At 61.8% G+C, this 12,655-nt stretch carries 12 protein-coding genes and 1 tRNA gene; 5 read left to right on the top strand and 8 right to left on the bottom strand.

Translation table 11 applies throughout. The features are described 5' to 3' along the window. Positions 1–2: 2 nt before the first annotated feature. Together BUQ73_RS19665 and BUQ73_RS19670 are read right to left on the bottom strand one after the other, a co-directional pair. Positions 3–2,021, bottom strand: a complete 2,019-nt coding sequence (locus BUQ73_RS19665; protein WP_079229328.1) for a hypothetical protein — start codon at positions 2,019–2,021, stop codon at positions 3–5. 8 nt (positions 2,022–2,029) lie between these two features. After that, positions 2,030–2,887: an SH3 domain-containing protein gene (locus BUQ73_RS19670; protein WP_079229329.1), complete on the bottom strand. Its 858-nt coding sequence runs from the start codon at positions 2,885–2,887 to the stop codon at positions 2,030–2,032. A 627-nt stretch (positions 2,888–3,514) separates the two neighbouring features. On the opposite strand from BUQ73_RS19670, the gene BUQ73_RS19680 reads away from it, so the two are divergent. The 3 genes from BUQ73_RS19680 (at position 3,515) to BUQ73_RS19690 (ending at position 6,374) form a co-directional block, all read left to right on the top strand. After that, positions 3,515–3,823: a type II toxin-antitoxin system RelE/ParE family toxin gene (locus tag BUQ73_RS19680; protein WP_079229330.1), complete on the top strand. Its 309-nt coding sequence runs from the start codon at positions 3,515–3,517 to the stop codon at positions 3,821–3,823. Then, positions 3,820–4,167 carry an addiction module antidote protein gene (locus BUQ73_RS19685; protein WP_079229331.1) on the top strand — a complete coding sequence of 116 codons (348 nt, stop codon included), beginning with the start codon at positions 3,820–3,822 and terminating at the stop codon, positions 4,165–4,167. The genes BUQ73_RS19680 and BUQ73_RS19685 overlap by 4 nt, the downstream gene beginning before the upstream one ends. 515 nt (positions 4,168–4,682) lie before the next feature. Then, on the top strand, positions 4,683–6,374 hold the full coding sequence (locus BUQ73_RS19690) for a hypothetical protein (protein ID WP_237772717.1): 1,692 nt from the start codon (positions 4,683–4,685) through the stop codon (positions 6,372–6,374). Between the two features lie 71 nt (positions 6,375–6,445). Here the strand turns inward: BUQ73_RS19690 and BUQ73_RS19695 are convergent. From BUQ73_RS19695 to dapA, 5 genes are all read right to left on the bottom strand, one after another. Next, positions 6,446–6,535: transfer RNA gene (locus BUQ73_RS19695), tRNA-Ser, on the bottom strand. Between the two features lie 91 nt (positions 6,536–6,626). Next, entirely contained in the window at positions 6,627–7,337 is a 711-nt protein-coding gene (gene purC / locus BUQ73_RS19700; protein ID WP_011535129.1) for a phosphoribosylaminoimidazolesuccinocarboxamide synthase, read from the bottom strand. Positions 7,338–7,366: 29 nt separating this feature from the next. After that, positions 7,367–8,125, bottom strand: coding sequence for an MBL fold metallo-hydrolase (locus BUQ73_RS19705; RefSeq protein WP_027919936.1), 759 nt, complete (start codon positions 8,123–8,125; stop codon positions 7,367–7,369). Beyond that, a complete protein-coding gene (bamC, locus tag BUQ73_RS19710) occupies positions 8,126–9,244 on the bottom strand; it encodes an outer membrane protein assembly factor BamC (protein WP_079229333.1) in 1,119 nt (372 codons plus the stop codon). Between the two features lie 15 nt (positions 9,245–9,259). Next, positions 9,260–10,147 (bottom strand): 4-hydroxy-tetrahydrodipicolinate synthase, encoded by an 888-nt coding sequence (gene dapA / locus BUQ73_RS19715; RefSeq protein WP_027919938.1) that lies wholly within the window; start codon positions 10,145–10,147, stop codon positions 9,260–9,262. Positions 10,148–10,407: 260 nt separating this feature from the next. Between dapA and BUQ73_RS19720 the strand changes: the two genes are divergently transcribed. Continuing rightward, the gene (locus BUQ73_RS19720; protein ID WP_013973793.1) at positions 10,408–10,968 is read left to right on the top strand and encodes a glycine cleavage system protein R; all 561 of its coding nucleotides are present in this window, start codon (positions 10,408–10,410) and stop codon (positions 10,966–10,968) included. A gap of 11 nt (positions 10,969–10,979) precedes the next feature. Beyond that, positions 10,980–11,453: a peroxiredoxin gene (locus BUQ73_RS19725; protein WP_079229334.1), complete on the top strand. Its 474-nt coding sequence runs from the start codon at positions 10,980–10,982 to the stop codon at positions 11,451–11,453. Positions 11,454–11,573: 120 nt separating this feature from the next. On the opposite strand, the gene BUQ73_RS19730 is transcribed toward BUQ73_RS19725, so the two are convergent. After that, a complete protein-coding gene (locus BUQ73_RS19730) occupies positions 11,574–12,644 on the bottom strand; it encodes an AI-2E family transporter (protein WP_027919940.1) in 1,071 nt (356 codons plus the stop codon). Positions 12,645–12,655 lie beyond the last annotated feature (11 nt).

The raw sequence follows: 12,655 nt of genomic DNA on the forward strand, positions 1-12,655 counted from the left end.
CCTCACTGGACCTGGGCGGAAGCGTTCTTCCAGTCGTTCACGTACCGTTGGGAGACCTCTGGGGTCCAGCTGAAGTCGATGCCTGCGCCGGGGAACTCCCTGGCCAACACGGCGCCGAAGGACACCTGATCGGCACACTTGTCCTGCTTGCAGGCCTGTGGCTCACCGATGCCGTAGGCACGGTAGGTCGGGATGGCCCGGCCATCTTCCAGCGGGTAGTACGGCGTGGCGTTGGCCACACGGGCGACATACCAGCCTTCGCCATATTCTTCCTCGGCGACCAGGCGGCCCTTGCTCGGGAAGTCGATGCTGTAGAAGTCACCTTGCTTGCCGGTTACATGCACCATCATCGGCGCGACACTGGCCGACGAGCCTGGGTCTTGCAGGGCCAGTGGCGAGCCGATGCGCACGGTGATACCGGCCATCTGCGCCAGGGCTTCGGTTTCGCGGCCCTTGAACTCGCCCATGCCGGCCTGCAGCTGCTCATAACGCGCCAGCACACGGGTGTGCACGCGGGCCAGTTCGGCCTGACGCTGGCGCTCTTCGCGCAGGCGCTCCTGTTCACGCTGAGCCGTCCAGTTGGTGCCTTCGCGCACATCGAAGTACAGGCCGTTGCGGTTGAGGCCAATGCGGTTGCGGACGATCTTCTGCGCGTTGTCATTCCAGCCATTGGCCGCGATCGCCTGCAGGTTTTTCGCGATAAGCAACGTGGCCACGTCGGTGGTGCTCGGCGAAGTGGCCTTGATCAACTCGAACACTTCGACCGCAGCATCTCGGTACTTGGCAGCATCCAGTGCGAACGACTCGTCGGGGGTTACCGCGACGTAGTAAGGGTCGTTGCTGAACGGGCGCAGTGCACCCCAGTTCGAACGTTGGAAGGTCAGATACACCTTCATCTGCCGAGCAGGGATCTCACCGACCAGGAAGGCTGCCTGGTCCGCTTCCGGGGACAGGTAGGCCACCGCTTTGTTCTTCACCGCGGCTTCGAGGTTCTTGTTGAAAATCAGCGTGCTCGGGTGAACGTAGACACGGTTCCAGTTATCGCCACGGTAGGTGGCGGGCACTTTCCAGGACAGTTTCTCGAAGCTGCCCTCACCGAAGCCGGATGCCGGGCACGGCATGGCCGGGGTGGCGCCGAATGCCAGGTTGTCACCGTCGTTGATGGTCGAGGTGCTGAGTACCCACTTGCAACCAGAAGCGTCGGTGATCTGCATCAACTTCGGGTTTTGCAGTACCAGAGAACGGCCGAAATCCGCGCTGGGGGCAGCAGCAATGGCCGAAGCGGGGGCAGGTGCCGGAGCAGCTGCTGGCGCTTCGGCTACAGGTGCCGGAGCAGCTGCTGGCGCTTCGGCTACAGGTGCCGGAGCAGCCGGTGCTTCTGCCTTGGCAGGCTCGGCAGCAGGGGCTGGCGCTGCGGCCACCGGTGCTGGAGCAGCCGGTACTTCTACCTTTGCAGGCTCGGCAGCAGGGGCTGGCGCTGCCGCCACTGGTGCTGGAGCGGCCGGTGCTTCTGCCTTGGCAGGCTCGGCAGCAGGAGCTGGCGCTGCGGCCACCGGTGCTGGAGCGGCCGGTGCTTCTGCCTTGGCAGGCTCGGCAGCAGGGGCCGGAGCAGTAACAGGTGCCGGCGCTGGCGCAGATGCTACCGCCGCTTGCGCTGGCGCGGCAGGTGCTGCGGCAGGCGCCGCGGCGAGCGTTACCAGGCCCAGGTTGGACGCCGTGCCCGAGCCGCTGGCGAAGAGCTTGCCAGTGCCGTCAACGGCCTTCCAGGAGACCTTCGCCGTCGCACAGTCCTTGGCGAACACGAACGGCAGCTTGGTCAGCAAGCCCGAGAGCAGCGCCTGGTCGTCCCAGGCCGGGCGGGTGATGGTCATTTCGACGTCAGGCTTGCACCAGTTGCTGGCGTCCCCTGGCACTTCGACCTTGATGTTGTCTTTCTTCGAAAAGGCCAGCTCGTGGGCGAACGCCTGCGGTACCAGACCACAAGCGCCGATCACAGCCAGCGTGAGCGCGTGCTTTTTCATGGAGTTCCTCAGATCAGTTCCCAGGTGCCGTTGGCTTGTTTGCAGAAGGTGTTCTGCTCCTGCTCGGTCTGCCCGCCTTGCGACTGCAGGCTGACGGTGACCGGGCGGCAGGCGGCCTCGGCGGCCACGGTCTGGGTTGGCAGCGACTGGATCGAATCGAGGTCGAAGCCTTGGGTTTCCTTGCTGGCAGCAACATCCAGGTCGTCCAGGTTGACGGCCGGGGTCACGCGCTTGGCGACGGCCTGGGCCTTCGGTTCGACGTAGTTCTTGTGCACATAGCCGACGGTCACGCCCTTGCGCCCGACCAGGACCCAGTCGCCGGTGGAGCCGACGGCAGTGAACTCGGTGTGGTTCTTCAGGCTGCCAACTTTCTCGCCGCTCGGGTTGGGCGCGGCACGCACGTTGAGGTTGTCGCTGATGGTGACGTAAGGCTCGTTGATCAACTTCATCGACGGCACCGCCTGGATCTTCGGCGCGCGCTTGACCTGGACCTGTTGGGTCTTGGTGTATTCCTTGCCCGGGGTGATCTGCGCGGTGGCGCCAGAGTGGTCGGACTTCCAGGTCACCGGCTGGGCACTGGCAGTGGCCGGCTGGCTCAGTACTTCCTGAGTGCGCAGCGCCAGCGCTTGCTGGTCCTTCTCATCGAGGTGGTGGCCGATGCGGTTGCCGACATAGGCGCCAATACCACCGGCAATCAGGGCGGCGGCGATCTTGCCGTTGCCACTGCCCATGGTCGAGCCGATGGCCACACCGGCCAGGCCACCGATCACGGTGCCCGCTTGCTCTTTGCTGATCCCGAGCTGTGCGCAGGCCGTGGTAGAGGCGATGGCGACCGCCAAGAGGGAAGCGACGAATTTCTTACGCAAGTGGAGCACTCCATTTCCGGTGAGTGAACAGGCGCACGCGCGCGACGGCCAACGACAGGCCGGGCGTGATGAGGCTGTATGGTATTTGCAAGGGGACGGCTGCACTGGCGCGCGGCAACGGCTGGGCGTTGGACGACGATTTGCCCGGCAAGCAGCGGGCATTGAGGGAAACCAGTGCGGCGAAAAGCATCCAACCAATCCATGTCAGAACAGGGTGACCGACCAGGACGCGTAGTCATTACACGGGGGAGCCTGGGCGCTAGTAGCGATTTGCTGGCGCATTCTAGCGCAATGCGAGACAAAATGTTGCAGGGATAAGGCTCTAATCCGGGGCCGGAATACACCTCGGCTCACATTTTCGATTCAGATTTTTCCCATGCCTTGTAGGCCGTTTCTGAATCATGGTGACGGTCCTACCAAACTATTGTGAGTGCTTGGGAGTAGGCCTAGTCTCGGCCCGTCGTTGCAAAATCAGCGACCGGCTTTGACAAGTGAACTTACTCCCGCGTGCATCTACAGCCTATGGCGGCCGTACATGGGGCACCTTCGTGTGCGCCGGCTAGCGCGACCAGAAAAACAACAGACATCGACAATCGACAAGGAGTAGCCAGTAGGCTACTTTTACAAATGACGAACCACATTGACACAACCCCTCAATTTGACGACTGGCTTGATGGACTCAAAGACCCTCTTGGGAGAGGTGCGATCAACGGTCGGATCCTGCGCGCAGCTGGAGGGAATTTTGGCGATACTGAACCCGTTGGCGAAGGTCTCAGCGAAATGCGTGTGTTCGTAGGCCCTGGCTACCGCATTTATTTTGTGCGCGCTGGCACAAACCGCTATGTGATCCTCTACGGCAGTGGCAAGAGCGACCAAGCTAGAGGTATCAGGCGGGCGAAAGAAATTCTGAATACGCTTCGAGGTAAGCAATCATGAGTGAAAAATTCAATCCCGAAAACATGCCCATTCTGGATCTGGATTTAAGTAATACCAAACACTTCGAGGCTTCCCGTTTCCTCGATAGCCCAGAAACCATCGCAGCGTTCCTGGCAGAAGCGATGAAGGCCAATGATGCGCAGATCCTCATGCAAGCGTTGGGAGAGGTTGCGAAAGCCAGAGGCGTAAACCAGTTCGCCCACGATGCAGGCGTGAACCGCGAGTCACTCTACAAAACGCTCAAAGGAGGCGACAAGACACGCTTCGCCACTATCCAGAAGCTGATGCTCGCCTTGGGTGTGGAATTGACCGTAAAGCCGCTAGAGAAAATGCCTGCCACCTGAAAAATGCACCCGAATATCTGGATCGGCTGCAACAGCTCAGTGCTCGCCCCCTCCCGGCGTTGAAACAGAAAGCCCCAATTTGGCATCACACCATGCCCCCATTTCTGGCGTCGCGCCCCCACTCCTGGGTTATCCATTTTTGTAGCCAATGAAAATTAAATAATATTTTTACAATTGGTAACAGTTTCTCTTGGGGCACCGCGAAAATTCAGCTATGGCACAACACGTGCTTTGATCGTTATGGCTCAAGGAACGACCTCTAGCGTGCATGTCCGGAACCGGCCAGAACATCGCCGCTCGAGAGCGTCGGAAGTCCCGTACTCCGGTATTTCAGGTCGAGCTGTTTATTCGATATCCGTATCGCTCCGTAGTTGTTGCACAAGCCGTGCAACACGAGCCCTAACGTCGGTAGGTCGAATGCTTGCAAAGAGGCTGGCAGCATTTCGGAGACCATTATGAGCACATCTGCAGGAGTCAGAACTTCAGCCGCAGCTCCCACCCAAACGCGGCTCAGCATGCTTTTCGCTCGCCCGGCCCTGCTTGCCGGTGCTGTCGTCGCCGCACTGGCACTGAGTATTACCGGGCCTGGCGATGCCTGGGCCAAGGGCGGGACCGACAAGCCGGTCAAGGGCACTCCGTCCCCCTTCACAACGCCAACACTACCTGACCCGGTCTTTGTCGACCCCTTGGCCATTCACGGCTTCGACATCACCGGTTTCATTCAGGACATGACCGTCGACAGCAGCAACAGCAACTGCCCCAATACAAGTAACCCAAACCGTTTGGGCGGTACGGTAGTGGTCAACGGTACAACCATCAACGTGCCCTGTAACTCGATCATCCAGATGCCCGCCAATACCCTCACCTGGGCTGAGTTCGTCCACGGCGGGCCACTGGGCCTCAAACAACTACCCGCCACTTACCCTTCATTTGAAGTGCATGTTGTTGGCAACACGGTCGCCGGAAAACAAATAGCCGGGTTGATCTTCATCTCCCAACAATCGGCTCATGTTGGCAGTGGCTACATCAGCAAGATTGACCAGACCACTGGCAACATAGAAGTGACCAGTACCAACTCACCACAACCGACCATCCTGCAGATCAACGACCCCAACGGGCGTTTCGGGCGAGCCCAGAGCCCTGACCCGCGCTTCTCGGTGGATGACGCCAACCCGACCATTCACTCGGCGACGGGTTACCCGATGTGTGTGCCGCGTACTGGTGATGACCCTCTTTGCCCGCAGAAAAACCGGCCTAAGGTAGTCACCCCGACCACCACCAACAACTGCCGCAACTTTGCCCAGGCCGGCGTGGCGCTGCCTGCTGCGGGTGAATTGACACCACCAAAGGCAGGCCAGCTGTATTGCAGCCAGTTCGTCATGAAGCGCTTCAGTGACCCGACCCGGACTGCAACCGACCCGGACCCGACGCAACAGGTGCCGTTCGAAGTCGGCGACTTCATCACTTACTCCGGCACGCTGTTCAAATCCACCACTGCCGGCGTTCCGGACTTCATTTCAGCCCATACCATCGAGGCCAACCTCGGCATCTACACCCAGCCGGGCAGTCAGCCCAGCTATCTGGCCATTGGCGAGTTCGGCGTCGGCACTGCAGACCCGGCCTTGGTCGCGGTAAACGGCGCGGCCCAGGAAACCCAGGACCGTATCTTCCTTGAAGCCGAAACTACCGACGTGAAGACCCCGGTGGACATCTATCTGATCGATGTCGACCCTGCCACCGGCGTACAACGCAACCGCTGGATCACACCGTTCGAAATGACCGGTGAGTGTGACCCCGCTGGCGTGTTGGCAGCTACTTGCGCCGGCGCTTCAGGCGGGATCACCACGCAAAACGTGGGTGCCCAGCCACAACGCGCTCGCTTGCGTGCGTCGAAGTCACCGACCGGCCTGCTCAGCCAGCCAAGCCGTACCTTGCGGGTAATGGCTCGCTCACTCTGCGTGCCCGCCAACACCCTTGCGCAAACCGGGGTCGACAACTGCCTGCAGAACGCCAGCCGCCTGACCGTGGCCAACGGGCTGGTTGCCGGGCAGTACGTGGCACCGGTGTTCGAGTTCATCTTCCCGGAGAACGTCAAGCCAGGGGACGAGATAGTGCCCAATGACTTCTGGCACCTGCCGTTCCTGCGCAATGGCGAAGGCAGCACCACCCTCAGCGGTGTCGGCGCACTGGAACCAACGCCCTGGTGAGTTGAAGCGAGGTCTATGACCCATAAACGAAAAAGCCCCGCAGACGTTAATCTGCGGGGCTTCATCTTGTATGGCGGAGAGATAGGGATTTGAACCCTAGGTACTGTTGCCAGTACAACGGATTTCGAATCCGTCCCGTTCGACCACTCCGGCATCTCTCCAATGCCGCGCATCATACCAGCGATATTTTAAAAGGCAAACCTTTTTTCAAAAAAAATCACGTGGTATCAGGCGCTTGCGTGAGCGCGCGCCTTACAGCGGCACGCCCAGGCGCTTGGCAACTTCTTCGTAGGCTTCGATCACGTCGCCCAGACCCTGGCGGAAGCGGTCCTTGTCCATCTTCTTGCGGGTCTCTTTGTCCCACAGGCGGCAGCCGTCCGGGCTGAACTCGTCACCCAGAACGATCTGACCGTGGAATACACCGAACTCCAGCTTGAAGTCGACCAGCAGCAGGCCGGCGTCGTCGAACAGCTTGCTCAGCACTTCGTTGACTTTCAGCGACAGCTTCTTCATTTCGACCAGCTGCTCGGCGGTACCCCAGCCGAACGCGACAACGTGGGATTCGTTGATGAACGGGTCACCCTTCTCGTCGTTCTTCAGGAACAGTTCGAAGGTGGACGGCTCCAGCTTGATGCCCTCCTCCACGCCCAGGCGCTTGACCAGGCTGCCGGCGGCGTAGTTGCGCACCACGCACTCGACCGGAATCATGTCCAGCTTCTTCACCAGGCACTCGTTGTCGCCCAGCAGCTTGTCGAACTGAGTCGGCACGCCGGCTTCTTCGAGCTTCTGCATGATGAAGGCGTTGAACTTGTTGTTCACCATGCCTTTGCGGTCGAGCTGTTCGATACGCTTGCCGTCGAACGCCGAAGTGTCGTTACGGAACAGCAGGATCAAGCGGTCGGCGTCGTCGGTCTTGTAAACCGATTTGGCCTTGCCGCGGTAGAGTTCGTCGCGTTTTTCCATGATTGGGCTCCGCTTGCTGAGGTGTTGGGCTAGGCGATTTCGCGCCAGTCGAGCCCGTGTTCCTGATTCGCCACCTGGAGCCAGTCCGGGTCGCACCCGAGGGTGTCGACGAAGCACTGGCGGGCCAAGTGTGGCAGGTTGTTCTTGCTGCTGAGGTGGGCCAGCACCAGGTGCTGCAGGTTGTTCCAGCCCAACTCTTGCACCAGGCGCGCGGCCTGGTGGTTGTTCAAATGCCCTTGCATGCCACCGACCCGCTGCTTCAGGAAGGCCGGGTAGTGACCGCGCGCGAGCAGGTCGCGGCAGTGGTTGGCTTCGATCAGCAGTGCGTCCAGGCCTTGATAGCGTTCAAGCAGCAGCGCATCGTACGAGCCCAGGTCGGTGAGCATGCCGAAACGTCGGCGACCGTCGCTGAACACATACTGCAACGGCTCGTAGGCGTCGTGTTCGACCCGTGCCGCACTCACTTCCAGGGCGCCGATCTGCAGGCGCTCGCCACAAGCGAGAAAACCGGTCACCTCCACCGGCTTGCGCATGCCGCGCAATGTGCCTTGGCTGAGGTAGACCGGTACATTGTAGCGCCGCGACAGCAACCCCACCCCATGCACGTGGTCGGCATGTTCGTGGGTCACCAGCACGGCGCTCAGCTGTGCCGCCGACACCCCGAGCAGCGCCAGGCGCCGCTCGGTTTCGCGCAGGGAAAAGCCGCAATCGACCAGGATGAACGTGTCACCACTGGCGATCAGCGTGCCATTTCCCTGGCTGCCGCTTCCGAGTACCGCGAAGCGCACTTAGCCCAGGTGGTCCTGAATGGCGCTCAGCACGCGGCGGGCGACATCGGCCGGGGCCACGGTGTTGATGTTCTTCTCGACGGTAACCTGCACGCTCTCGCCAACCTTGCTCAGGCGTACCTGATAACGCTCGGCACGGGCTTCACGTTCTTCCTTGGTCGGTGCGCTGCCGAACATGCGGCTGAAGAAGCCAGGCTCGTTCTGCTTGTCTTCAGGCTTTTCCGACAGGTTGATGTAGTACAGGCCCAGGCTGCGGTTGATGTCCTCGACACGCCACTCACCGCCCTGCTCCAGGGCACGGCCCACGCCGGACCATGCACGGTCCAGGTCCGAGCCGAGGAACAGCACGGGGTTGCCGCTGCCGTCTTCGCTCAGGCTGACCCGGCTAGGGGCGTCGAAGTCACGTGCAGCCAGCAGCGAAACCGAACCGCCCTTCTCGGCGCTACGGCTCATGCTGGCCAGCATTTCGTCGACCAGCAGCGCGTCAGCGCCGGTGTTGGCCGAAGTGGACGGGAACGCGGTGTCGGCGGTGCTGCCGGCCGGGCGCTCGACGCTGACGATGTACACCTCGGAGGTGTTGCGTTGTACGCCGGGCTCGATGCGCACACGCACACGCACTTCACTGTCGCCACTGCTGGCAGTGCTCGACAGACGCTGACCGAGCGATGCCGACAGCTCGTCGAAACGCTGCCAGGTGGTGTTGAATTCACCCGTCTGCGGGCGCTCTTCAGCAATGCGGAAGCCATTGTCCTCGAAGAACTGGTGAGCCACCGGCCACACTTCGGCCGGTGAGTGCTGGGCCAGTACCCAGCGGCTGCTGCCGCTGCGCTGCAGGGTGTAGTCGCTGGCTTCGGCGCCGGCGGTCAACGGTTGCGGGCGCGGCACTTCGAACTCGCCAGTGGCACGATCGTCAGCGACATTGCGCGGGATCGGCAGCAACGGGTCAAGGCGCTTGACGTTGCCGGCGTCCGGCGGCAGCTGCATCGGCGCAGTCGGGTGCGCCTGCAGGTAATCGCTTCCGCGGTCGCGGAAATAGCCATCCTCGCCCCACAGCCAGCCACACCCACTGGTGCTGGAAATGATAAGGGCGAGCGCGGAAAGACCAGCCAGTCGCTTCATGCGGTGTACTTCCTCTTAAACCAGTACGCCGGACTGGCGCAAGGCAGTACGGACTTTTTCGTGGCAACCTTCGCTCAGCCAGGTCAGTGGCAGGCGAATGCCTTTGTGCATCAGGCCCATTTCCACCAGCGCCCACTTCACAGGGATCGGGTTGGCTTCGCAGAACAGGTCTTTGTGCAGCGGCATGAGTTTTTCGTTGATTGCGCGGGCCTTCTCGGCATTGCCCTCAAGGGCGGCCTCGCACAGGTCGGCCATTTCGCGCGGGGCGACGTTGGCGGTGACCGAGATGTTGCCCTTGCCGCCCATCAGGATCAGCTCGACGGCGGTCGGGTCGTCGCCGGACATGACGATGAAGTCCTTGTCGACGCCGTCAAGGATGGCCTTGGCGCGGGCCAGGTCGCCGGTGGCTTCCTTGATGCCGATGATGTTCTTGACCTTCGACAGGCGGATCACGGTCTCGGCCTGCATGTCGCAGGAGGTGCGGCCAGGCACGTTGTAGAGGATCTGCGGGATGTCGACGGCTTCGGCGATGTGCTTGAAGTGCTGGTACAGGCCTTCCTGGGTCGGCTTGTTGTAGTACGGCACGACCAGCAGGCAAGCGTCGGCGCCGGCATTCTTGGCGTTCTGGGTCAGGTGCACGGCTTCGGTGGTGGAGTTCGCACCGGTGCCGGCGATCACCGGGATCGGCTTGTTGCTGCGCTTGACGCGCTCGACCACGTGCTTGATGACCAGGATGTGTTCTTCGACATCCAGCGTGGCCGACTCACCGGTGGTGCCGACTGCGACGATCGCGTGGGTGCCGTTTTCCAGGTGGAAGTCTACAAGTTTGTCGAGGCTGACCCAGTCCAGACGCCCTTGTGCATCCATGGGTGTGACCAACGCCACCATACTGCCCGCAATCATGTAACTGCTCCTGCCGGAAAAAGAGAGCGGTAATGGTACTGGGGGCATCGACCTTGCACAAGCGAAGCAGGCGGGCGGAGCATTCCCCTCGGCGCCTTATTTCGCTACCCTTGACCCTTTGATCGGTGCAGCGCGGCCCGCCGGGCCGTCGACCCTGCTCCCCGGCCAGCGTCCACGTCCGCGCATGCGAGCCCCGGGCCCTGCCGACAGGAGGCTTTCGCCCGTCCTGCACCGACCGCTCATCGCTTTAGGAATGCTGCATGTCCACCCCCACCGTCCGCGAACAATTCCTTGTCATCAGCGCCCTGGGCCCCAATCCCATGGAGCTGGCCAACGTCCTCAGCCGTGCCGCCTTCGAAAACCGCTGCGCGGTGGTCACCTCGCGCCTGAGCCGCCACGGCGAGACCAGCGCCCTGGTGCTGCAGGTAGGCGGCAGCTGGGACGCCCTGGCACGCCTCGAAGCCATGCTGCCGGGCCTGGGCAAGAAACACGGCCTGACCCTCGACGTGGTGCGCAGCGCCGACCAGGAAGTGCGCCCGCAAGCCCTGCCCTACGTGGCCTACGTCAGCGCCGCCTACCGCCCGGACATCATCAACGAGCTGTGCCAGTTCTTCCTCGACCACCGCGTCGAGCTCGAAGCCATGACCTGCGATACCTATCTGGCACCGCAGACCGGCAGCAGCATGCTCAATGCCCAGTTCACCGTGATCCTGCCGGCCGGCACCCAGATCAGCTGGCTGCGCGACCAGTTCCTGGACTTCGCCGATGCCCTGAACCTCGATGCCCTGATCGAGCCGTGGCGTCCACAAAACCCCATGTAAGGAAACCGACCATGGCTGTAGCACTCGACCAACCCGTCGCCGACTTCCAGGCCCAGGCCACCAGCGGCCAGACCGTCAGCCTGGCCGAGCTCAAGGGCCAGCAAGTGGTGGTGTACTTCTATCCGAAGGACAGCACCCCGGGCTGCACCACCGAAGGCCAGGGCTTCCGCGACCAGCATGACGCCTTTGCCGCCGCCAACACCTTGGTGTTCGGTGTGTCGCGCGATGGCATCAAGTCGCACGAGAACTTCAAGGCCAAGCAAGGTTTTCCGTTCGAGCTGATCAGCGACAAGGACGAGGCCCTCTGCCAGCTGTTCGACGTGATCAAGCTGAAGAAGCTGTACGGCAAGGAATACATGGGCGTTGACCGCAGCACCTTCCTGATCGACAAGGACGGTGTGCTGCGCCAGGAATGGCGTGGTGTGAAGGTACCGGGGCATGTGGATGCCGTGCTCGCGGCTGCCCAGGCCCTGAACAAGGCTTGAGATTGATTGGGGCTGCGTTGCAGCCCTTTCGCGACACAAGGCCGCTCCTACAAGCGATCACGCTCCCTTGTAGGAGCGGCCTTGTGTCGCGAAAGGGCCGCAAAGCGGCCCCAATTACATTCATAGCATCGGTGAAACGCTAGGCTCCTGCCGCGGCCAGGCATCCAGCACAGCCTTGATCAAGGTCGCCAGCGGGATCGCAAAGAAGATCCCCCAGAACCCCCACAGCCCGCCAAACAGCAACACCGCACAGATGATCGCCACCGGGTGCAGGCTCACCGCCTCAGAGAACAGCAGCGGCACCAGCACGTTGCCATCCAGCGCCTGGATGATCGCGTACACCGTCATCAGGAAGATGAACTGGTCGCCCCAACCCCACTGGAACAGCGCGATCAGCGTCACCGGCACGGTCACCACCACAGCGCCCACGTAGGGCACCACCACCGACAACCCCACCAGCAACGCCAGCAGCGCGGCGTAATTGAGGCCCAGGCTGATGAAGGCGATGTAGGTGGCTATCCCACAGATCAGGATCTCGATGCCCTTGCCGCGAATGTAGTTGGCGATCTGGCGGTTCATCTCGCTGCCCACCCGGCTCAGCAAGGTACGCTGGCGCGGCAGGTAGCCACTGACCCAGCGCCCGATCAGCTCGCGGTCCTTGAGGAAAAAGAACACCAGGATCGGCACCAGCACCAGGTAGATCATCGCATTGACCAGCAGTGGCAGGCTCGACAGCGAGAAGGTCAGCGCCCATTGGCCGAACTTGCCGATTTCGCCCCGCACCGACTCGATCGCATGCAGCACCTGCTCGTCCGACACCAGGTGCGGATACCGCTCGGGCAGCAGCAGCAACAGCGACTGCCATTTGCCAAGCATCCCCGGCAGTTCGTTGAACAACGTGATCAGCTGATGCCAGAGCAGCGGCACCAGCACCAGCATGAACACCGCCAGCGCCCCCATGAACAGGGCAAACACCAGCATCACCGCCAGCCGGGTCGGCACCCGCACGCGCTCCAGGGCGTTGACCAGGCCCTGCATAAGGAACGCCAGGACCATGCCCGCCAGCACCGGCGCGAGCATGCCGCCGAGGGTGAGCACTGCGGTGAAGGCCAGGAACAGCAGGACCGCCAGCACCACTGCTTCCTCATCGGAGAAGTAGCGCTCTATCCAGTCGCGAAGCACTTTGAACATTGACGATCCTT

This window comes from Pseudomonas putida, assembly GCF_002025705.1.
In the GTDB taxonomy this organism is placed as follows: domain Bacteria; phylum Pseudomonadota; class Gammaproteobacteria; order Pseudomonadales; family Pseudomonadaceae; genus Aquipseudomonas; species Aquipseudomonas putida_J.

Bases quoted from the DNA above. Each gene is read 5' to 3' on its own strand.
- BUQ73_RS19665 (WP_079229328.1), bottom strand. From the start codon at position 2,021: ATGAAAAAGCACGCGCTCACGCTGGCTGTGATCGGCGCTTGTGGTCTG.
- BUQ73_RS19680 (WP_079229330.1), top strand. From the start codon at position 3,515: ATGACGAACCACATTGACACAACCCCTCAATTTGACGACTGGCTTGAT.
- BUQ73_RS19685 (WP_079229331.1), top strand. From the start codon at position 3,820: ATGAGTGAAAAATTCAATCCCGAAAACATGCCCATTCTGGATCTGGAT.
- BUQ73_RS19690 (WP_237772717.1), top strand. From the start codon at position 4,683: ATGCTTTTCGCTCGCCCGGCCCTGCTTGCCGGTGCTGTCGTCGCCGCA.
- purC (WP_011535129.1), bottom strand. From the start codon at position 7,337: ATGGAAAAACGCGACGAACTCTACCGCGGCAAGGCCAAATCGGTTTAC.
- bamC (WP_079229333.1), bottom strand. From the start codon at position 9,244: ATGAAGCGACTGGCTGGTCTTTCCGCGCTCGCCCTTATCATTTCCAGC.
- dapA (WP_027919938.1), bottom strand. From the start codon at position 10,147: ATGATTGCGGGCAGTATGGTGGCGTTGGTCACACCCATGGATGCACAA.
- BUQ73_RS19720 (WP_013973793.1), top strand. From the start codon at position 10,408: ATGTCCACCCCCACCGTCCGCGAACAATTCCTTGTCATCAGCGCCCTG.
- BUQ73_RS19725 (WP_079229334.1), top strand. From the start codon at position 10,980: ATGGCTGTAGCACTCGACCAACCCGTCGCCGACTTCCAGGCCCAGGCC.
- BUQ73_RS19730 (WP_027919940.1), bottom strand. From the start codon at position 12,644: ATGTTCAAAGTGCTTCGCGACTGGATAGAGCGCTACTTCTCCGATGAG.